The sequence below is a fragment of the Cedecea sp. genome (assembly GCF_036500665.1).
GTDB lineage: Bacteria > Pseudomonadota > Gammaproteobacteria > Enterobacterales > Enterobacteriaceae > Cedecea.
The window spans coordinates 1-20,523 of sequence record NZ_DASYBS010000189.1 but is presented as its reverse complement, the minus strand read 5'-3'; the positions used below and the strand labels follow the sequence as shown (position 1 = coordinate 20,523).

The window sequence follows — 20,523 nt, the reverse complement described above, 5'->3', positions numbered from 1 at the left end:
AACTCAGGCGGGGTTGAGCTGCCGGGAGCAGCGAAAGAGAGCGATCGTCGGGAACGAATCGCGAACGACCCCGAATGTTTGGGTGATAGCCGGTGGGTTTACCGCTTCAGCGGCGATGAGCTCGCCGGGCGCCGGGGGTTGTCAGGGGGCATGGCGTAATACCCCATGACACGTTCACCGTGCTCTGAACATGCAGGGGTAACAAATGTACGAGTGAACGGAATCAGAACCACTCCTGCATAACCGTAGGAATTCGAGACTAATCTACCGCCCCAAACGAGAGCGCAGAACTGAGGGCATCAAGCCCCACAGCCCATTCTTTATCGCTGCTCACCCATCATCTCTTTCACCAGATCCACGCAGCGCAAGAAGCGCGAGTCATAGTCTGACTCCTCAACGTGAATAAAGTCGATGTTGTTCTCTTTGAGCATCTCCACCAGCAGGTTCTGGAACGATTTCCTGTCCGCGTCGCTGCCGAGGCTACGTAAACCGTCCGCCACCCACGGCGTATTGTTCTCCAGCAGAATAACCAGGTCGAAGCGGTATTCGTCGATCAATGCCTGCACAAAAGGATGTTCGCGCCCCTCATACTTCTTGCAGAAAGCCTGAGTGGTCACAAAATCGGTGTCGATAAACGCCACTTTATTGGCGTATTTCACCGCAAAATCGACGTACTGCGCGTGGCCGATGGCAATTTTATCGTAGTCGGAATACTGCAACGCCATTTCGTCTCCGCCAAGATGAGAGAAGACGTAGTCGCGGCCGTATTCCCAGGCGCTGGTGGTATTGAAGATGTTGGCGAGCTTGTTCACCATCCATGACTTACCGCTCGACTCGCCGCCTAATATCGCCACGGTGCGCACGAAGAACGGTTTTACCTCGGTAGGAATGTATTCCCAGTAGCGGAAGGGGTTTTCGCGGATTTGCGTTCCGCTAATGTTCATAAAGGTACGCTTAGGATCGACAACCACCGTTTCGATGCCGAGATGCTCGGTAAACTTCGCGGCATCCCCTTCTTCCGAAGTGTAAATTCTGTCGGGAGAAATCCCTTTGCTGTCCATGAAGGCTTTAATTCCGCGGCTCCAGACGTCCCAGCCGTGCGGGTATGGCTCCATCCCCTCTTCGTTAAAGGAATGGATACGAATATTCTTCTGGTACTTAAAGGTTTGCAGCAGCCAGCGCAGACGGTCCCCGGTGGTGGGCTGCTGGGACATCGCGCTATCGTCAAATAACGCGCGGTCGCGGGGCTCATCGTAGCCCATGATGATATGCAGCTCGTCCACCTGGCTACAGGCACGCTGAATCAGGTAGATATGGCCGGTATGCAGCGGATAAAACTTCCCGAAAACCACACCGACTTTCTTTTCACGGCGCGGAAATTCCAGCCCAAGAAAGCGGTGCAGCGCTTCCAGTTTCTGCGCGCTGGGGCTTTTGATTTTCGCATTCAGTAACTGGCTCAGGTAGCCTTTAGTCATGCCGCTGGCGTCCGCCACCTGCTGTAAGGTACAGCCCTGCTGACGAATGGCCGTTTTAATATAGTCGAATGACGACACGCGCTGCCTCCTGCACAAAGCGGGAACGATTCCCGCAAGTTACTCAATTATAAGTCGTCAAATACAGAAAGCGCATCAGCAAGTTTTTTCACGCCGAAGACCTGCATTCCCTCAGGGACTTTTTTCGGTACGTTGGCCTGCGGCACGATGGCTCGCTTAAATCCGTGCTTGGCGGCCTCGGAAATACGTTCCTGGCCACTCGGCACGGGACGGATCTCGCCTGCCAGCCCGACTTCACCAAACACCACTAAGTCCTGCGGCAACGCCCTGTCGCGCAGGCTGGAGACCATTGCCAGCAGGAGCGCTAAATCGGCGCTGGTTTCGGTGACTTTGACGCCGCCGACCACGTTAACGAACACGTCCTGATCGGCCATTTGCAGGCCACCATGGCGGTGCAGAACGGCCAGCAGAATCGCCAGACGGTTTTGCTCAAGGCCAACGGCCACGCGGCGAGGGTTGGACATCATCGACTGATCCACCAGTGCCTGAATTTCAACCAACAGCGGGCGCGTACCTTCCCAGACCACCATCACCGAACTGCCCGGCGTCACTTCATCGCCGCGGCTCAGGAAGATGGCTGACGGGTTGCTCACCTCACGCAGCCCCTGCTCGGTCATCGCGAACACCCCCAGCTCGTTCACCGCACCAAAGCGGTTTTTATGGCTACGCAGAGTACGGAAGCGGGAGTCAGCATCGCCGTCCAGCATCACGGAACAGTCGATACAGTGCTCGAGGACTTTTGGCCCCGCCAGGGAGCCGTCTTTAGTCACGTGCCCGACCATCACAATCGCCACGCCTTTGGTCTTCGCAAATCGCGTCAGGTAGGCTGCGGTTTCACGTACCTGCGCCACGCTGCCCGGCGAAGACTGCACGTCCGCCATGTGCATCACCTGGATGGAGTCAATCACCATCAGCTTAGGCTGTTCTTCATCGGCAATCATGCAGATCTGTTCGATGCTGGTTTCCGACAGCATATTGAGGTTTTGCGTCGGCAAACCAAGACGGTGCGCGCGCATCGCCACCTGCTGGAGCGACTCCTCACCGGTGACGTAAAGGGTTTTCATCTGCTCACTCAATTTGCAGAGCGTTTGCAGCAGTAGCGTTGATTTCCCGGCGCCAGGATTGCCGCCAATCAGGATAGCACTGCCCGGCACCACGCCACCGCCCAGCACGCGGTCGAACTCTTTAAAACCGGTGGAAAAACGCGGCAGCTCTTCAAGGCTGATGTCCGAGAGCTTTTGAACACGGCTGACGCCTGCGCTCCCGGCGTAGCCGGAAAGGCGTTCGTTGCGGGCAACCTGAGGAGAAGCGGCGATGCGCACTTCGGTAATGGTATTCCACGCGTGACAGGCGCTGCACTGCCCTTGCCAGCGCGGGTAATCCGCACCACACTCGTTACAAACAAATGCGCGTTTTGGAGCTTTCGCCACCTTGTGACCTCTTAACGTTCTTCCTGAATCAGGCTGCCGGAAAGGATGCAGAACACGCCCATCAGATCCGCATGACGGATGCTGACTTCGCTCTTCTCATTCACCTTCGGCTTAGCATGATAGGCAATGCCCAGGCCTGCGGCGTGGATCATCGGTAAATCATTGGCCCCGTCGCCGACCGCTACAGTCTGCGCGGCGGGAATATCATATTTTTCGGCAAGGCGCGTCAGGGTTAACGCTTTAAATTTAGCGTCCACAATCTGCCCCAGCACTTCGCCGGTCAGCTTACCGTCGCAAATTTCGAGCTCATTCGCCACGACCGTCGTGAGGTTCAGCTTATCGCGCAGGTATTCCGCAAAGAAGGTGAAACCGCCGGAGGCAATTGCCACTTTCCAGCCCAGCGTGTCGAGATTTTGCACCAAAGACGTCAGCCCCGGCATCAGCGGAAGTTCATCGCGTACCTGGCGCAGGATATTGGCATCCGCCCCTTTCAGGGTTGCTACGCGCTGACGCAGGCTAGCGGTGAAGTCCAGTTCGCCACGCATTGCGCGTTCGGTAACTTCCGCCACCATTTCACCCGTTCCCGCCAGTTTGGCTATCTCGTCAATGCACTCGATCTGAATAGCGGTAGAGTCCATATCCATGACCAGCAGGCCAGGCGTTTTTAAATGCGGGATTTTGCCAAGCGGTGCAACGTCCAGCCCGGCTTCATGAGCAAGCTTCGTCGCACGCGGTGTCAAGGAACCCGCCAGGCGAATAACCTGATAGTCTTCCACGCACCAGGCGGTCACGATCACCATCGCCGCACCCAGCTTGCGCTGGTATTTGGTCAGACACTGCTTGTCCAGATTACGCCCGTACAGGAGCCAGCCACTGCGGCCGGCGCGGTAGTCCAGCGGCATCACTTCGTCACCGCTCAGGGAAAGCGGCAACCCAGGCCAAAGTGAAACATCGTTAGGCAAATCGCACCAGGTCAAACTGTTTGGCATTGCGGCTCCAGAATCAATTAAATATACCCTTTAGCATTCGAATTTCAGGCAAACGATAAGGATCTTTATCCAGGCGCTGCTGGAAGCCTGCGAGTGCAGCCAACTGTCTGCAATTTACAGGATGAAGGGTATCCGGGTAAAAACAACGCATGAGGCTACCTTGTCCGCCTTGCTTCTGGCAACATTAAAGTACGCAATTTTCCAAAGGTACATCATGGTTCGGGTAAAATTTAAATTTCGGCTCCACCGCGCAGTGATTGTGCTGTTCTGCCTCGCGCTTTTGGTGGCGCTGATGCAGGGTGCATCCTGGTTTAGCCGCGGTAGCCAGCAGGCACGAAACGTCCAGCTAGAAGAGCTGGCTCGCACCCTCTCCCGCCAGGTGGCGTTTAATCTGGTACCGGTGATGAAAAGCGAAAATCCCGATGAAAAACGTATCTCTACCGTGCTTAGCCTTCTGACTAAGGATAGTCGCATTCTCGATGCAGCCGTGTATGACAGCGAAGGCGATCAAATAGCCCGCGCGGGTGAAAACATTGAGGTTCGTGACCGCCTGGCGCTGGACGGCAAAAAAGCCGGTAGCTACTTCAACCGGCAAATCGTCGAGCCTATTGAGGATAAAAGCGGCCCAATCGGCTATCTGCGCATCACGCTGGATACGCATACCCTTGCTACCGAAGCCAAGCAGGTAGACAACACCACCAATATTCTGCGCCTGATGCTGCTGCTCGCGGTCGCTATCGGCATCGTTCTAACGCGCACGCTGCTGCACGGCAAGCGCACCCGCTGGCAGCAGTCGCCTTTCCTGCTCACCGCAAATACGAAGGTAAAAGAAGAAGACGACGAAACGAAGTAAAGCTCCCGCGGTAAATTTGCTGCGGTACCGGCATGTTAAGATGGCGCCATTCTTCTGGGAAAAGGATCTTTATTATGTCGACTTTGCGTTTGCTTATATCTGACTCTTACGACCCGTGGTTTAACCTGGCCGTTGAAGAGACTATTTTTCGGCAGATGCCCGCCACCCAGCGGGTTCTGTTTCTGTGGCGGAATGCGGATACGGTCGTAATAGGTCGAGCCCAGAACCCATGGAAAGAGTGTAATACCGGACGAATGGAGCAAGACAACGTCCGTCTCGCGCGCCGCAGCAGCGGAGGCGGCGCGGTCTTTCACGACCTCGGCAATACCTGCTTCACCTTTATGGCCGGTAAACCGGAATACGACAAAAGCATTTCTACCGCCATCGTGCTCAACGCGCTGGCAAGCCTCGGTCTTAACGCCACCGCATCCGGACGCAACGACCTGGAAGTCGAAACCGCCGAGGGAACGCGTAAAATTTCCGGCTCCGCCTATCGCGAAACCATGGACCGCGGATTCCATCACGGCACCCTGCTGCTGAATGCCGATCTTAGCCGTCTGGCAAACTACCTCAATCCCGATCCGAAAAAGCTGCAGGCGAAGGGCATTACTTCGGTGAGAGGCCGCGTTGCGAACCTCAGTGATATCAAGCCGGGACTGACCCACGAGCAAATCGCCGACGCCATTACGGAAGCTTTCTTCGTCCACTATGGCGAGCGCGTTGAAGCTGAGCATATTTCCCCGGAAGCGTTCCCTGACCTGCCAGGTTTTGCCGACACCTATGCCCGCCAGAGCAGCTGGGAGTGGAACTTTGGCCAGGCGCCAGCCTTTACGCATCTGCTGGACAACCGCTTTAGCTGGGGCGGCGTCGAGCTGCATTTTGACGTGGAGAAAGGGCATATCACCCGCGCGCAGGTATTCACCGATAGCCTTAACCCGGCACCGCTTGAGGCCCTTGCCGTCCGGCTAAAAGGCTGCCTGTACCGCAGCATTTTGCTGCAACAGGAGTGCGAAACGCTGATCTACAGCTTCCCGGAGCAGGAAGCCGAACTAAAAGAACTCTCGGCGTGGATTGCCCAGGCGGTTCGTTAAGCGAGCCGCCGAAGCCGCTCGCTCACATGAATAGATATCTGGCATAAAAAAGGCGCCCTAAGGCGCCTTTTAAACGAGAAGCAAAACTTACGCTTTGTCGCCCAGCAGGACGGATTCCAGCGCAATTTTAATCATGTCGTTGAAGGTGGTCTGACGCTCAGCGGCGGTGGTCTGCTCGTGAGTACGGATGTGGTCAGACACGGTGCAGATGGTCAGCGCTTTTGCACCGAACTCAGCCGCTACGCCGTAGATACCGGCTGCTTCCATTTCCACACCGAGGATGCCGTATTTTTCCATCACGTCGAACATGGACGGGTCTGGCGTATAGAACAGGTCTGCAGAGAAGATATTGCCCACGCGAGCGTCAACGCCCAGCGCTTTAGCCGCATCTACCGCGTTGCGAACCATATCGAAGTCAGCGATAGCCGCGAAGTCGTGATCTTTAAAACGCAGGCGATTAACTTTAGAGTCAGTACAGGCGCCCATACCGATAACAACGTCGCGCAGCTTAACGTCGGCACGTACCGCGCCGCAGGAACCTACACGAATGATTTTCTTCACGCCGAAGTCGGTGATCAGCTCTTTCGCGTAGATTGAACAGGATGGGATACCCATACCGTGGCCCATCACGGAGATCTTACGGCCTTTGTAAGTCCCGGTGAAACCGAGCATGCCGCGCACGTTGTTCACTTCACGCACGTCTTCCAGGAAGGTTTCCGCGATGTGCTTAGCGCGCAGCGGGTCACCCGGCATCAGTACTACGTCAGCGAAATCGCCCATTTCCGCATTAATGTGTGGCGTAGCCATTGTGTATTCCTTGATTTAAAAAGTTAGCAATCAGGCGGGCAAACGCCCGCCCAAAGGGATCACAGCATGTTTTTGCCGTAGTCCATGTCGGAAAGACCGAAGTACTTCGCTACCGTCTGGCCGATGTCCGCGAAGGTTTCACGGTGGCCGAGAGAACCGGCTTTCACTTTCGGGCCGTAGATCAGCACCGGAATGTGTTCGCGAGTGTGGTCGGTACCTTGCCAGGTCGGGTCACAGCCGTGGTCCGCGGTGAGGATCAGGATATCGTCCTCTTTCAGCAGCGACATCAGCTCTGGCAGACGACGGTCGAACAGCTCAAGGCCGCCCGCGTAGCCCGCCACGTCGCGGCGGTGGCCCCAGGAGGAGTCGAAGTCAACGAAGTTGGTGAACACGATGGTGTCGTCGCCGGCTTCTTTCATCTCTTTGATGGTCGCGTCAAACAGCGCGTCCAGGCCGGTGGCCTTCACTTTTTTGGTGATGCCGCAGTTGGCGTAGATATCCGCAATTTTACCCACGGAAACTACCTGGCCGTTTTTCTCATCAACCAGCTTCTGCAGCACGGTTGCCGCCGGTGGTTCAACGGCCAGATCGTGGCGATTGCCGGTACGCTGGAAGTTGCCAGCTTTATCACCAACAAACGGACGCGCGATCACGCGACCAATGTTGTAGCCGCCTTCGGTCAGCTCTTCACGCGCGATTTCGCACAGCTCATAAAGCTTATCCAGGCCGTAGGTTTCTTCGTGGCAGGCAATCTGGAACACGGAGTCAGCGGAGGTGTAGAAAATCGGTTTCCCGGTTTTCATGTGCTCTTCGCCCAGTTCGTCCAGAATCACGGTCCCGGAAGAGTGGCAGTTACCGAGGTAGCCCGGCAGGTTGGCACGCTTGACCAGTTTGTCCAGCAGCTCCTGAGGGAAGCTGTTTTCGTGATCGCTGAAATAGCCCCAGTCAAACAGTACCGGCACACCGGCGATTTCCCAGTGGCCAGACGGGGTGTCTTTGCCGGAGGAGAGCTCATGTGCCCAGGCGTATGCGCCGATAACTTCTGCGTTACCGTCCATACCCGCGGCAACCTTGCCGGTGGAGCCTTCATGAGCTTTTACCAGCCCAAGACGAGTCAGGTTAGGTAGATTCAGAGGGCCTTTACGGCCTTTGTCAGCTTCGCCTTTGGCGCAAGCCTCTGCGATGTGACCGAGGGTATCAGAGCCGACATCTCCGAAGCGCTCTGCGTCTTCGGTAGCACCGATGCCGAACGAGTCCAGCACCATAATAAACGCACGTTTCATATTATTCTCCGTACCTTGTGCTCTATAAAATAGGGATCAGATCAGTATACCGTTATTCAGTGATTCGGCGATAGACCGTTGGTGTTTCCTGCGGCGCTTTTTCGTCAATCCTGATTGCCGCTTTCACCGCCTTCGCCGCGTCCTGCCAGCTGGCTTCGTCTTTCGCGTGTATAACGGCCAGCGGACGTTCGCAGTCGATAGACTCACCCAGACGGGCCATATCGGTAAAGCCGACGCTGTAATCAATAGTATCGGAAGCCTGACGACGACCGCCGCCCATCGACACCACCGCCATGCCCAGCGCGCGGGTATCCATCGCGGAGACGAACCCCGACGTTTCGGCATACACCGCTTTGCTCAGCATCGCCGTTGGCAGGTACTTCGCGTAGTTTTCAACGAAGTCGCTCGGGCCTTTCTGGGCGGCAACCATCCGGCCAAACACCTCAGCCGCTTTACCGTTATCCAGCACCGCCTGAAGCTTCGCGCGGGCTTCCGTATCGTCTTTGGCAAGCTTGCCGGAAATCAGCATTTCCACGCACAGCGCCATCGTCACGTCGAACAGACGCGGGTTGCGGTATTCACCGGTCAGGAACTGTACCGCTTCACGGACTTCCACGGCGTTACCCGCGCTGGAAGCCAGCACCTGGTTCATGTCCGTCAGCAAGGCGGTAGTCTTCACGCCAGCGCCGTTGGAAACGCCGACGATAGCTTCGGCCAGCTGCTCTGAAAGCGCGTAGGTCGGCATAAATGCGCCGCTGCCTACCTTCACATCCATCACCAGCGCGTCCAACCCTTCGGCCAGTTTCTTCGCCAGAATCGAAGCGGTGATAAGAGGAATGGAGTCCACCGTCGCGGTAATGTCGCGGGTGGCATAAAAACGTTTGTCCGCCGGTGCCAGAGAGCTGGTCTGGCCAATTATGGCCACGCCGACGTCCTTAATAATGTCGCGGAAGCGGTTATCGTCCGGGAAGATATCGAAACCCGGAATCGCCTCCAGCTTGTCGAGCGTCCCGCCGGTGTGCCCCAGGCCACGGCCTGAAATCATCGGCACATACCCGCCGCATGCCGCCACCATTGGGCCGAGCATCAGCGAGGTCACGTCGCCCACGCCGCCGGTGGAGTGTTTATCCACAATCGGGCCGTTGAGATTAAGGCTTTTCCAGTCCAGCACGGTACCGGAATCCCGCATCGCCATGGTCAGCGAGACCCTTTCCGGCATGGTCATGTCGTGGAAGAAAATGGTCATCGCCAGAGCAGCAATTTGCCCTTCAGAGACGGTGTTGTCGCGAATACCGTTGATAAAAAAGCGAATCTCTTCATCGCTCAGTACCTGGCCATCACGTTTTTTACGAATAATTTCTTGTGCGAGAAACACGGCAACCCCCTGGGAAATGCGGGTAAAGAGCGGCGGAAATCCCGCCGCAATTAAAGATTACTCTAGATAATTCGAGTCGCAGGAAGGCGGCAAAAGAGCTCATCCCCAGGAGCTTACTAGAGTAAGTGACTGGGGTGAGGGAGTGCAGCTTACGCACCTGCGGCTTGAAGTATGACGAGTAATTAGTAGCTGCTGGCGCTTTTACCGTCCCCGTGGCCCAGCGCTTTCAGCAGGCTGGCCAACAGGCTGGACGCCCCGAAGCGGTAGTGGCGGGAGTCGGCCCAGTCGGCGCCGAACAGATCGTCCGCGATAGCCAGGAACTGCGCGGCATCTTCAGCGGAGCGAACGCCACCGGCTGGTTTGAAGCCCACGGTTTTTTCCACACCCAAATCGCGGATCACTTCCATCATGATGCGTGCGCTTTCTGGCGTCGCGTTCACCGGCACTTTACCCGTGGAGGTTTTGATGAAGTCTGCACCTGCTTTAATGGCGATAGCAGAAGCTTTGCGGATCAGTTCTTCGGTTTTCAACTCGCCGGTTTCGATGATCACTTTCAGCAGCACGTTAGCGCTGGCACAGGCCTCTTTACACGCTTTCACCAGGTCAAAGCCAACCTGCTCATTACCGGCAATCAGCGCACGGTAAGGGAATACCACGTCCACTTCGTCTGCGCCGTAGGCGATAGCGGCGCGGGTTTCTGCCAGCGCGATGTCGATATCGTCGTTACCGTGTGGGAAGTTGGTGACGGTCGCAATACGGATGTCCGGCGTACCCTGCGCTTTCAGGGTTTTACGGGCAATGGGGATAAAGCGTGGGTAGATACAGATAGCGGCCGTGTTACCTACCGGCGTTTTCGCCTGATGGCACAGAGCGATGACTTTCTCGTTAGTGTCATCGTCGTTCAGGGTAGTCAGATCCATCAGTTTCAGCGCACGCAGGCTGCTTTTGGTTAAATCGGTCATAACGCTCTCCAACAAAAGGTAAATAAGTCTCCGGCCCGAAAACTCAACACGTTGGAGCGGACTTGGTTCCTTGAAGAGGAGTGGTCACCAGGGTCACCCTCACGTTGAGATCCGTCTCACCGCACATTGCCGGTAGCAATGTTATAATTCTAACACCCACCACCGATGCAATTTTGTGTCTCGCCTCACAAAAGCCAAAGAGTGAATTGCAAGCTTTCATAGAGTATATGTGATTAAAGAAACAAAATAACGCGCTAAATTGCGCCAGACAGCAAGAAAATGGCTGGCAGGGCGCCAGCCATCGGTTACCGCGAAATGTTATTATTATAACATTTTCATTGCAGCTTACAGCGCCAAGAACAGCCCGGCGATGGTGGCGCTCATCAGGTTAGACAGCGTCCCCGCCGCCACAGCCTTCATGCCCAGCTGGGCCACTTCATGCCGACGGTTTGGCGCCATGCTGCCCAGACCACCGATCAGAATGGCGATTGAGGAAAGGTTAGCAAATCCGCACAGCGCAAAGGAGATAATTGCCTTGGTGTGGCCGGAAAGTACCTGCAAACCCGCCGCCGCAACTTCGGCATCATCTTTCAGGTAAGCGCCAAAGTTGAGGTAGGCGACAAACTCGTTGATGATAAGCTTCTGGCCGATAAACGATCCCGCCACGGTGGCTTCGCTCCATGGCACGCCAATCAACCAGGCCACCGGGGAGAACACCCAGCCGAGCATCAGTTCCAGCGAAAGCTGCGGGTAGTTGAACCAGCCGCCAATCCCGGAGAGCATCCCGTTCAGCAGGGCAATCAGCGCAACAAACGCCAGCAGCATCGCCCCGACATTCAGCGCCAGCTGCATCCCTGAAGCTGCACCAGACGCCGCCGCGTCCAGCACGTTAGCCGGGCGATCCGGATCGTTTTTCATCGACTCCAGCTCCGGCGTGTCGTTCGGGGTTTCCGTTTCAGGCAGCATGATCTTGGCAAACAGCAGTCCGCCCGGTGCGGCCATAAAGGACGCGGCGATCAGGTATTCCAGCGGCACGCCCATTTGCGCATAGCCCGCCAGCACGGAGCCAGCGACGGAAGCCAGGCCGCCGCACATCACGGCAAACAGCTCAGAGCGGGTCATGGTGGCGATATAAGGACGCACCACCAGCGGCGCTTCGGTTTGGCCGACGAAGATATTCGCCGTCGCCGACAGCGATTCGGTACGGGAGGTTTTCAGCACCTTACGCAGGCCACCACCGAGCACGCGGATCACCAGCTGCATGATGCCCAGGTAGTAGAGGACGGCGATAAGCGAGGAGAAGAAGACGATGATCGGCAGTACGCGGAGCGCGAAAATAAAGCCGCCGCCGCCGAACACTTCAAACATTTTATCGGAAACCAGCCCGCCGAAAAGGAACGAGATCCCGGCGTTACCGTAGGCAATGACGTTCGCCACACCTTCCGACATGGCGAGCAGCACTTTACGCCCAACCGGAACATAAAGGATCAGCGCGCCGATACCGATTTGAATAAGCCATGCGCCGATCACAGTACGCAAATTGATGGCTTTGCGATTGCTGGAGAGTAAAACGGCGATCAGCAACAAAACAACCATGCCAATCAGCCCCATGAGGATTTGCATACAGATTCCCTGTGTATCAATTAGAAGATTCGGGCCTTGCCAGCCCGCTTTTTAGCGCGCGGATTATAACCACAGGGGGGTGAAAAGTGCCGGAGCAATCACGTATACAAGGAAATATATAGAAACATTTACGCAGCAAGGTGAGCTACATCACATTACTGAGGCAAGCAATTAGAAGGTAAATAATTCGTCTGCGTTGTTTTTCAGGGTGTTAGCGATGATTTCCGGCGGTTCGGCGCGCAATTCACACAGCGATTCGAAGACATTCGCCGCGCGTTCCGGGCGGTTTGGCTGCCCCTGCTGGCCGTTGAGCGGCATATCCGGCGCGTCCGTTTCCAGCAGCAGCGACGAGAGAGGCAGGCGAGCCATCACATCACGGGTTTTACTGGCTCGTGGATAAGTGATGGTGCCACCTACGCCGATGCGGTATCCCATAGCAATGAAGCGCTCAGCCTGCTGAAGGCTACCGGCAAAACCATGAACAACACCGGTTCTCGGCAAATTGTGGCGTTTCAAATGCAGCGCCAGTTTGTCATGCGTGCGGCGGGAATGCAGGATAACCGGCAGATCATAGCGCTTCGCCAGCTTTAGCTGCTCGTCGAGGATAAATTCCTGTCTGTCGAACTGCGGATCCTCGCGATAAAGATCCAGCCCAATTTCGCCGATCGCGATCAGCTTCTCCGGTTTTTGCCGCAGACGATCCTCCAGCGCCGCCAGCCCGACTTCATCATGTTTTTCAATCACTATCGGATGCAGGCCGATAGCGGCATAAAGCGCGGGGTAGTTCTGCGCCAGCGCAAGTACGCGATCGAAACGCCCTGCTTCAACTGCGGGCACAATGATTTTACGAACCCCGGCCTCGGCGGCAAGCTCGAGGCTGTGGGCTTCATCACCGGTAAACGGAGGAAAATCAAAGTGGCAATGGGTGTCGTAGAACGTAAAACTCACGCAAGATCCTCATTATCAAACGCGGCATCATTGGCCTGCAGGCCAGAACTAATCGGTTTGACCCGTGATTCATTGGCCGCGGTCACGGGAGGTATAACCAGCGGACCCGGCGTATTAATACGCGGCAAATGCCGCCTTAAAGGTGGCTTGGCGACCAGCAGCTTGCCAATGGTCGCCAGGAAATAGCGACCGCACAGGCGGCCCGTTTGATAATCAGCCGTCAAGGAAGGCAGCCGACTGCCGAGGGCGTTGCTTAGCAGCGGTTTTGGCGGATAAATTTCAAACACGCGCAGTTTGCCCGGTGGTTTTTCAATAAAGCCCTGGATTTCGCGATAGCTCGCTTCGTGGTGCTGCACCAGATTCAAAAGCGGCTGCAGGCTGCTGTCACCGAGCCAGCGTTCCATATGTTTGAACCATTGCGGCGTATAGTACATCTGTGAAGGCACGGTACGAATAACCACCAGCGTATCCGCACCACGTTTTGCCGCTTCCCTTACCGGCACCGCATCGCTGATACCCCCATCCTGATAGCTGACGCCGTCAATCTCCACGCCCGAGCGGTAGAACCCCGGAATGGCACTTGAGGCCTTCAATAAATTTAGCCAGGTATCTGCGGTGGGTGAAAAGTAGTTCGCCGCATAGTCATCGCTACGACAGGCACACATAAAGAACGCTTTTCCCTGCTCAAAAAGCGGGTCCGCGCTGGACATCGAAAGCGGTAATCTTGCAGACGTAGACTCAATCAGCCAGTCGAGGTCAATCAGGTTTCCACCGCGAGCAAAACGCAGGGGATTAAAAAAGTCCCGGGTCGTGGTAAAGCGAGTGATCACTCGCCGTGCGTATCCCGGCTGGTTACAAACATAAGCGGAAAGGTTTTGCGCCCCGGCAGAAGTGCCAAAGAACAAATCAAAGGGGTTGAAGTCCGCGCGCATAAATTCGTCCAGAACCCCGGCCGTAAAGATCCCGCGCTGCCCGCCCCCTTCACAAATTAGAGCGAGTTTTCCAGGACGAAAAGGTTTGATCGCAAGCGGCGCAATATTGCCGAGCGTAACGGGTATACGATGTCCCACCCTGCTTTCCTGAATTTCTGTTGTTGTGAGTTTCTACCCTATACCCATAGCCCGCTAAGTAAAACGGCGAAAGCCAGTCACAAGGACTGGCTTAAGGTTGCTGACAAAGAGGGAAAAGCGTGATTTTTCCCTCTTTGTGGTGAGCAGCCGAAAATCAATGAATTGATTTTCCTGTTTTTTTTAACGAGCCGTCTGGTATTTCTTTTCTATCGACAGAGAGTTGTCGCCAGTATAAAGCCAGTCACGAGGACTGGCTTTTCTTTTGTATCGGTATGTTACTGGTTAATGTGGCTAAGGGCGTCTGCGCCCCATAAACAGGCTTACCAGGAACAGGATAATACCCACTATAAAGACAATTTTCGCAGCCCCTGCAGCGGTACCAGCCAGACCACCGAAGCCCAGCGCCGCAGCGATCAACGCAATAACCAGAAAAATAATGCCCCAACGAAACATAGACTCTCCTTAACCATAGTGAATCTTATCGCTTCTTAACGAGCGCCGGATGGCAAACCCGCAGGCGATAATCTGTAATGGTGGTGCTTACCGCCTTCCGGGCTAAGCCCGGAAGAAAGTTTCGTGCTGCCGTTACTTCACTTTCAGATCGTTTTTGACGCTTTTCACGCCTTCAACGGCTTTGGCAATGCTTTCAGCACGCTCGGACTGAGCGCTTGATTTCACTTCACCGGACAGCTGAACTACACCGTCAGTGGTTTCCACTTTTACATGGCGAGAAGGAACAATACTGTCGGCCAGTAATTTAGCTTTGATCTCGCTGGTGGTTGCCGCATCGCCGGTATACCCCTTAACCGATTGCGTTTTAGCATCCCGCACGTGAAGTTTGTCGCTTACCGAACTCACGCCCTCAACTTTTTTCGCCGTGGCGACAGCCTGTTCAGCCTGAGCCTGGCTCTCAACAAAGCCACTCAGGGTGACCACTTTTTTCTCGGTCTTCACCGAGATGTCGGTACTTTTAATGTTTTTGTCGTCGACAAGTGCTGCTTTAACTTTCGCTGTGATACCGCTGTCATCCATGAAGTTACCGACTTTATTCATAGAGCTATCGATTTTTTTCCCTGCGGAGTCGGCGGTAGATTCCGTCTTGTTGAGCAGGGACTCTTCAGCAAGGGCAGAACTGCTTGCCAGTACTGAACCCAACACAACTGCCAGCAGAGTTTTTGAAATCTTAGTCGTAGTCATCGATTAATTCCTGTAGGTTTGCTCATCATTTGAGCTTTCTCGCTTCCTCTTTACGCCGAAAAGACTCAGCAATTAATATCGCAATAACCTGGGAAGCGTTAATAACAAACCAGAAAAACATAAGTTTCCGGTACTTTCATCCAATTAAATGGTCATCGCTTTGTTAAATATAGATCACAATCATAAAAGTGCATGACGTATTGATGGAAAAAGCAGCAACAACGCAGGATTAACGGGAAATTAAGACGATTCCGCAAGGGATTCAAAAGACAGGGAAAGTGAGAAGAACGCGGTGAGCGCCGCGTTCTCAAGACAGTTAACAAAGGTCATCGTTTTTAAAATGACTGACTGCGGGCCTAAAGAAAAACGATGAATAATGTTCTCTGGTTTACCTCAAACGGTCGAAAACCACGCTTTTCGGCCGTTTGTCACCAATGTGAAGAACGCGGCGAGCGCCGCGTTCTGTCAGGCGATTAGTGCTCGCGGGTTTTACGGAAGGTGACGTCAGGGTAACGTTCCTGAGTAATGTTCAGGTTCACCATCGTCGGCGCGATATAGGTCAGGTTATCCCCGCCATCGAGCGCCAGCTGAACTTCGTTTTTACGTTTGAATTCTTCAAATTTCTTAACGTCGTTCCCTTCAACCCACCGCGCTGTCGCCACGTTGACCGACTCGTAAATCGCTTCCACGTTGTATTCGCTTTTCAGGCGTGCAACGACCACGTCGAACTGCAGCACGCCGACCGCACCCACGATCAGATCGTTATTGGCAACAGGGCGGAATACCTGCACCGCGCCCTCTTCAGAAAGCTGCACCAACCCTTTCAGCAGCTGCTTTTGCTTAAGCGGATCGCGCAGACGGATACGGCGGAACAGTTCAGGGGCAAAGTTCGGAATACCGGTGAACTTCATCATCTCGCCCTGGGTAAAGGTATCGCCGATCTGGATCGTGCCATGGTTATGCAGGCCGATGATGTCGCCCGGATACGCTTCTTCCACGTGAGAACGGTCACCGGCCATAAAGGTCAGTGCGTCAGAAATAATGACGTCTTTACCGATACGCACCTGACGCAGCTTCATGCCTTTCTCATATTTGCCAGAAACGACGCGCATAAAGGCCACGCGGTCGCGGTGTTTAGGATCCATGTTTGCCTGAATCTTAAACACGAAACCGGTGAACTTCTCATCCGCGGCCTCAACCAGACGCGTGTCGGTTTTACGCGGCATGGGTGCCGGAGCCCATTCAACCAGACCATCCAGCATATGATCTACGCCGAAGTTACCCAATGCGGTACCAAAGAACACGGGGGTTATCTCACCGGCCAGGAACAGCTCGTGATCGAATTCGTTAGAAGCTCCCTGCACCAGTTCCAGCTCGTCGCGCAGCTGCTGAGCAAGATCTTCGCCCACCGCCGCGTCGAGATCCGGGCTGTTTAACCCTTTTACGATACGCACTTCCTGAATCGTATGCCCTTTACCGGTTTGGTAGAGGTAGGTTTCATCTTTATAGAGATGGTAAACCCCTTTGAACAGCTTGCCGCAGCCGATGGGCCAGGTGATTGGCGCACAGCCAATCTTCAGCTCACGCTCAACCTCATCCAGCACCTCCATCGGATCGCGGATGTCGCGATCCAGCTTGTTCATAAAGGTGATGATCGGCGTATCGCGCAGGCGGGTCACTTCCATCAGCTTGCGGGTACGATCTTCTACACCTTTCGCGGCGTCGATAACCATCAGGCAGCAGTCAACGGCGGTCAGCGTACGATAGGTATCTTCAGAAAAGTCTTCGTGCCCGGGGGTGTCCAGCAGGTTAACCAGGCTGTCGCGGTACGGGAACTGCATTACCGAGGTGGTAATCGAGATCCCACGCTGTTTTTCCATTTCCATCCAGTCGGATTTAGCGTGCTGGCTTGAGCCACGGCCTTTTACCGTTCCGGCGGTCTGAATCGCCTGTCCGAACAACAGCACCTTTTCGGTGATGGTCGTTTTACCGGCATCCGGGTGGGAAATAATGGCAAAAGTGCGGCGTTTTGCCACCTCTTGCAAATATGGAGACAAAGTCATAATTACATCTTCTGTAAATACGCGCGGCCTTAAACCACGCGTCGAGTGAACGTTATTTGGCGGCTATTTTACCCATCACTGCGGGTTTAACAATCAACAATCATGGCTTACACAGCAGTTGCTCCAGTTCACTTAGCGAGGTGACCTGCCAGGTTGGCTCGATCCCTTCCGGCGCAGTGCGCCCGTGGGCGTTAAGCCAGCAGGTGGCTATCCCGGCGTTAATGCCGCCAAGAATGTCGGATTCAGCCGTGTCGCCTACCATCAGTACGCGGTCACGCGGGGGCTGTTTCATCTGCTCAAAGGTATAGTCGAAAATGCGGCGGTCAGGTTTTGCTACACCCACCTGCTCGGAAATAACCAGCAGGTCGAAGTAATCACGCAGGCCGGTGCGCTCAAGGCGGATTTGCTGCAGCGCGGTAAAACCGTTGGTAATGATGCCCAGTTTGGCTTTGCCTTTCAGCGCGTTCAACAACGAAACCGCGCCCGGTAGCGGGGCACAGATCTCCGCCATCGCGGATAAAAAGGCGTTATTGAGCTCAGCTGACGGCACGCTAAGCCGTTCGGCCCAGCCTTCAAAACGACGCAGCTGCAGCTGCAGCGCGGTAATGGCTCCGTTCTGGTAATCCACCCACAGTGGTTTATTCACCGCCTGATAGTCCTGGAAGTCATCGTCGGTAAAGGTCACGCTGTAGTCGAGAAACATCCGCTGTAATCCGCCGAACGCGTCAAAGGTAAACAGCGTTTCGTCCGCATCAAATAAAATCCAGTCCCAGTTCATCCATACACCTTTTAAATATTAACCGAGGGGTAACGCCATGATGATGGCGTCTTCCCGACCCTCTTTTGTCGGGTAATAGTTGCGACGAATGGTCGCTTCGTTAAAACCCAGGCTTTCGTACAGAGCTCTCGCCGCGAGATTGGAGGCACGTACCTCCAGCCACAGCGTAAAGACATCCCGCTTCTCAAGCTCCTCGATAAGATGCTCAAGCAGCGCTTTCCCAAGCCCCTGCCGCTGGTATGCCGGATCGACCGCGATGTTAAACAACGTGGCCTCATCAAGAATGACCTGCGTCACCGCAAAAGCGGCAAGCTTGCCGTCAACGTCGAGCCGCAAATTGTAATAGCGTTCGCCCTGGTTGCTGGCAAAGGTTTTTTCACTCCAGGGAAAAGCATGACTGCGTAGCTCAATGGCATACGCCGCCGCCAGATCATTTGGCGTCAGGGAAGAAATCTTGTTCATGTTCACAAATTTGTCGCCACAGCGCCTGTCGCGCGTTGCCATTATGATAAAGCTCGTCCAGCGCCGGGGAAGCCAGCTGCGCGCCATCAAGGGTCAGCGGCTGCTCCACGCCTAGTCGCCAGCTATTGCAGCGGCTGTCCGGTGGCATCATCGCCACGCGCTCAGGGGTCAGCTGCATGACTTGCTCAGCGCTCAACGCCATGCTGCGTAAAATGTCCTTCACCAGCGGATCGTTCAACGCAGGTGGCTCTTCAGCAACCATGACCAAACGTACGCCCGTGGGCAAAGAAACCGCAATTTCACCCTGCAAGACCGTCGGCCGGCGCAGCACCCACTGGGTGATACCCAGTTGCTGTAACTGCCAGTCACGTCGGGAGGGGGAAGTCATAGCGAAACCTGTTGAGCGCGTAATTAGGGCCGCAAATATAGCAAATTCATCGAATCCACGCCATTAAAGCTCTATAATCCACGCTCTGATTTTCCAGGAGCAATTTGATGAGTGCGTTTACCCCGGCGAGTGAAGTACTGCTGCGCCACAGCGATGATTTTACCGAGAGCCGCGTGTTGTTTGCCGGTGACATGCAAGACGATCTGCCGGCGCGTTTCGACACCGCCGCCAGCCGCGCCCACACCCAGCAATTCCACCACTGGCAGGTACTAAGCGCGCAAATGGGCGAGAACGCACAGTATGGCCTGGTGGTCGGTGCGGATGATATTGCCGACAGCAATACGCTGGTTTACTACTGGCCCAAAAACAAGCCTGAAGCCCAGTTCCAGCTGATGAACATCCTGTCGCTGATGCCGGTGGGCACCGACGTCTTTGTCGTCGGCGAAAACCGTTCTGGCGTGCGTAGCGCTGAGCAGATGCTGGCTGATGTTTGCCCGTTGACCAAAATCGACAGCGCCCGCCGCTGCGGTCTGTACCACGGCCGCCTTGAACAGCAGCCTGCGTTTGATGAAAACAGCGGGTGGGGCGAATATCTCCATGAAGGGATGACGGTTAAAACCCTGCCGGGCGTCTTCAGCCGTGACGGACTCGATACCGGCAGCAAGCTGCTGCTTTCTACGCTGACGCCGCACACCAAAGGCAAAGTGCTGGACGTGGGCTGCGGCGCAGGCGTGCTGGCAATTACCCTCGCCAGCCACTCACCAAAAGTTCGCCTCACGCTGAGCGACGTCAGCGCACCAGCGGTTGCTGCCAGCCGAGCAACGCTTGCGGCCAACGGCATTGAAGGCGAAGTGGTTGCCAGTAATGTCTACTCGGAGATCAATGGCCGTTTCGACATGATTATCTCCAACCCACCGTTCCACGACGGTATGCAAACCAGCCTTGATGCGGCCCACCAGCTTATTCGCGGTGCCGCACGTCATCTGAACATGGGCGGCGAGCTGCGCATCGTGGCGAACGCCTTCCTTGCCTACCCTAACGTGCTGGACGAAGTGTTTGGCAGCCATGAAGTTATTGCCCAAACCGGCCGTTTCAAAGTCTACCGTGCCGTTCTGACCCGTGCGGGTAAAAAGCGCTAATTGCGCCATGGTGCCGCTTTTTGCATCAGTTGGGAAAGCGGCACCAAATTAACTGTTGACGAAGTTCAGAAAACATCTAGAATGCGCCTCCGTGGTTGTGATACTTCGGTATTACAGGTATGCGAAGGTGGCGGAATTGGTAGACGCGCTAGCTTCAGGTGTTAGTGTTCTTACGGACGTGAGGGTTCAAGTCCCTCTCTTCGCACCAACACAACCACGAAAGATATCGTTCGCACTGCGCGAAGGTGGCGGAATTGGTAGACGCGCTAGCTTCAGGTGTTAGTGTTCTTACGGACGTGAGGGTTCAAGTCCCTCTCTTCGCACCAATGCGAAGGCGATATCAAAACACTTCAGGCAAAAGTCTGAAAACTGTGCGAAGGTGGCGGAATTGGTAGACGCGCTAGCTTCAGGTGTTAGTGTCCTTACGGACGTGAGGGTTCAAGTCCCTCTCTTCGCACCACTTCTTATGAAGTGACCCCGGTACTCTCCCCCTGTTTTTTATCTCACTGTTC

19 protein-coding genes and 3 tRNA genes are annotated in these 20,523 nt (G+C 55.0%); 6 read left to right on the top strand and 16 right to left on the bottom strand.

Annotated elements, in window-relative coordinates; genetic code table 11:
• Positions 1-320 precede the first annotated feature (320 nt).
• The 3 genes from nadR to serB are packed head-to-tail and all read right to left on the bottom strand — an operon-like array spanning position 321 to position 3,972.
• A complete protein-coding gene (gene nadR, locus VGM55_RS27250) occupies positions 321-1,553 on the bottom strand; it encodes a multifunctional transcriptional regulator/nicotinamide-nucleotide adenylyltransferase/ribosylnicotinamide kinase NadR (RefSeq protein ID WP_331637316.1) in 1,233 nt (410 codons plus the stop codon).
• Between the two features lie 47 nt (positions 1,554-1,600).
• Positions 1,601-2,983 carry a DNA repair protein RadA gene (gene radA, locus VGM55_RS27245; protein ID WP_331637315.1) on the bottom strand — a complete coding sequence of 461 codons (1,383 nt, stop codon included), beginning with the start codon at positions 2,981-2,983 and terminating at the stop codon, positions 1,601-1,603.
• Between the two features lie 11 nt (positions 2,984-2,994).
• Entirely contained in the window at positions 2,995-3,972 is a 978-nt protein-coding gene (serB, locus tag VGM55_RS27240) for a phosphoserine phosphatase (RefSeq protein ID WP_154187117.1), read from the bottom strand.
• A gap of 214 nt (positions 3,973-4,186) precedes the next feature.
• On the opposite strand from serB, the gene VGM55_RS27235 reads away from it, so the two are divergent.
• Together VGM55_RS27235 and lplA are read left to right on the top strand one after the other, a co-directional pair.
• The gene (locus VGM55_RS27235) at positions 4,187-4,825 is read left to right on the top strand and encodes a YtjB family periplasmic protein (RefSeq protein ID WP_154187116.1); all 639 of its coding nucleotides are present in this window, start codon (positions 4,187-4,189) and stop codon (positions 4,823-4,825) included.
• A gap of 74 nt (positions 4,826-4,899) precedes the next feature.
• Positions 4,900-5,916 (top strand): lipoate--protein ligase LplA, encoded by a 1,017-nt coding sequence (gene lplA, locus VGM55_RS27230; protein ID WP_154187115.1) that lies wholly within the window; start codon positions 4,900-4,902, stop codon positions 5,914-5,916.
• Between the two features lie 87 nt (positions 5,917-6,003).
• Here lplA and deoD read toward each other — a convergent pair whose 3' ends face one another.
• From deoD to VGM55_RS27165, 13 genes are all read right to left on the bottom strand, one after another.
• Positions 6,004-6,723, bottom strand: a complete 720-nt coding sequence (gene deoD, locus VGM55_RS27225; RefSeq protein ID WP_154187114.1) for a purine-nucleoside phosphorylase — start codon at positions 6,721-6,723, stop codon at positions 6,004-6,006.
• A gap of 59 nt (positions 6,724-6,782) precedes the next feature.
• On the bottom strand, positions 6,783-8,006 hold the full coding sequence (gene deoB / locus VGM55_RS27220) for a phosphopentomutase (RefSeq protein ID WP_331637314.1): 1,224 nt from the start codon (positions 8,004-8,006) through the stop codon (positions 6,783-6,785).
• Between the two features lie 52 nt (positions 8,007-8,058).
• Complete coding sequence (gene deoA / locus VGM55_RS27215) at positions 8,059-9,381, bottom strand: thymidine phosphorylase (protein ID WP_331637313.1); 1,323 nt, start codon at positions 9,379-9,381, stop codon at positions 8,059-8,061.
• Positions 9,382-9,563: 182 nt separating this feature from the next.
• The gene (deoC, locus tag VGM55_RS27210) at positions 9,564-10,343 is read right to left on the bottom strand and encodes a deoxyribose-phosphate aldolase (protein WP_154187112.1); all 780 of its coding nucleotides are present in this window, start codon (positions 10,341-10,343) and stop codon (positions 9,564-9,566) included.
• Positions 10,344-10,688: 345 nt separating this feature from the next.
• Positions 10,689-11,966, bottom strand: coding sequence for a NupC/NupG family nucleoside CNT transporter (locus tag VGM55_RS27205; protein WP_154187111.1), 1,278 nt, complete (start codon positions 11,964-11,966; stop codon positions 10,689-10,691).
• A gap of 171 nt (positions 11,967-12,137) precedes the next feature.
• On the bottom strand, positions 12,138-12,914 hold the full coding sequence (locus VGM55_RS27200; protein ID WP_331637312.1) for a TatD family hydrolase: 777 nt from the start codon (positions 12,912-12,914) through the stop codon (positions 12,138-12,140).
• The gene (locus VGM55_RS27195; protein WP_331637311.1) at positions 12,911-13,984 is read right to left on the bottom strand and encodes a patatin family protein; all 1,074 of its coding nucleotides are present in this window, start codon (positions 13,982-13,984) and stop codon (positions 12,911-12,913) included. Before VGM55_RS27195 ends, VGM55_RS27200 begins: the two co-directional genes overlap by 4 nt.
• Positions 13,985-14,275: 291 nt before the next feature.
• Positions 14,276-14,437, bottom strand: a complete 162-nt coding sequence (locus tag VGM55_RS27190) for a DUF1328 domain-containing protein (RefSeq protein ID WP_007373037.1) — start codon at positions 14,435-14,437, stop codon at positions 14,276-14,278.
• A gap of 132 nt (positions 14,438-14,569) precedes the next feature.
• Positions 14,570-15,181 carry a molecular chaperone OsmY gene (osmY, locus tag VGM55_RS27185; RefSeq protein WP_154187110.1) on the bottom strand — a complete coding sequence of 204 codons (612 nt, stop codon included), beginning with the start codon at positions 15,179-15,181 and terminating at the stop codon, positions 14,570-14,572.
• A gap of 473 nt (positions 15,182-15,654) precedes the next feature.
• Complete coding sequence (gene prfC / locus VGM55_RS27180; protein ID WP_154187109.1) at positions 15,655-17,244, bottom strand: peptide chain release factor 3; 1,590 nt, start codon at positions 17,242-17,244, stop codon at positions 15,655-15,657.
• 100 nt (positions 17,245-17,344) lie between these two features.
• Complete coding sequence (gene yjjG / locus VGM55_RS27175) at positions 17,345-18,022, bottom strand: pyrimidine 5'-nucleotidase (RefSeq protein ID WP_154187108.1); 678 nt, start codon at positions 18,020-18,022, stop codon at positions 17,345-17,347.
• Positions 18,023-18,040: 18 nt separating this feature from the next.
• A complete protein-coding gene (gene rimI, locus VGM55_RS27170; RefSeq protein WP_154187107.1) occupies positions 18,041-18,484 on the bottom strand; it encodes a ribosomal protein S18-alanine N-acetyltransferase in 444 nt (147 codons plus the stop codon).
• Positions 18,453-18,872, bottom strand: a complete 420-nt coding sequence (locus VGM55_RS27165) for a DNA polymerase III subunit psi (protein ID WP_154187106.1) — start codon at positions 18,870-18,872, stop codon at positions 18,453-18,455. The genes rimI and VGM55_RS27165 overlap by 32 nt, the downstream gene beginning before the upstream one ends.
• A 107-nt stretch (positions 18,873-18,979) precedes the next feature.
• On the opposite strand from VGM55_RS27165, the gene rsmC reads away from it, so the two are divergent.
• The 4 genes from rsmC to VGM55_RS27145 all read left to right on the top strand — a co-directional run bounded on the left by rsmC (position 18,980) and on the right by VGM55_RS27145 (position 20,471).
• The gene (gene rsmC / locus VGM55_RS27160; protein WP_154187105.1) at positions 18,980-20,011 is read left to right on the top strand and encodes a 16S rRNA (guanine(1207)-N(2))-methyltransferase RsmC; all 1,032 of its coding nucleotides are present in this window, start codon (positions 18,980-18,982) and stop codon (positions 20,009-20,011) included.
• A gap of 121 nt (positions 20,012-20,132) precedes the next feature.
• Positions 20,133-20,219 (top strand) — tRNA-Leu (locus VGM55_RS27155).
• A 31-nt stretch (positions 20,220-20,250) separates the two neighbouring features.
• Positions 20,251-20,337 (top strand) — tRNA-Leu (locus VGM55_RS27150).
• Positions 20,338-20,384: 47 nt separating this feature from the next.
• A tRNA-Leu gene (locus tag VGM55_RS27145) sits at positions 20,385-20,471 on the top strand.
• Positions 20,472-20,523: the final 52 nt, after the last annotated feature.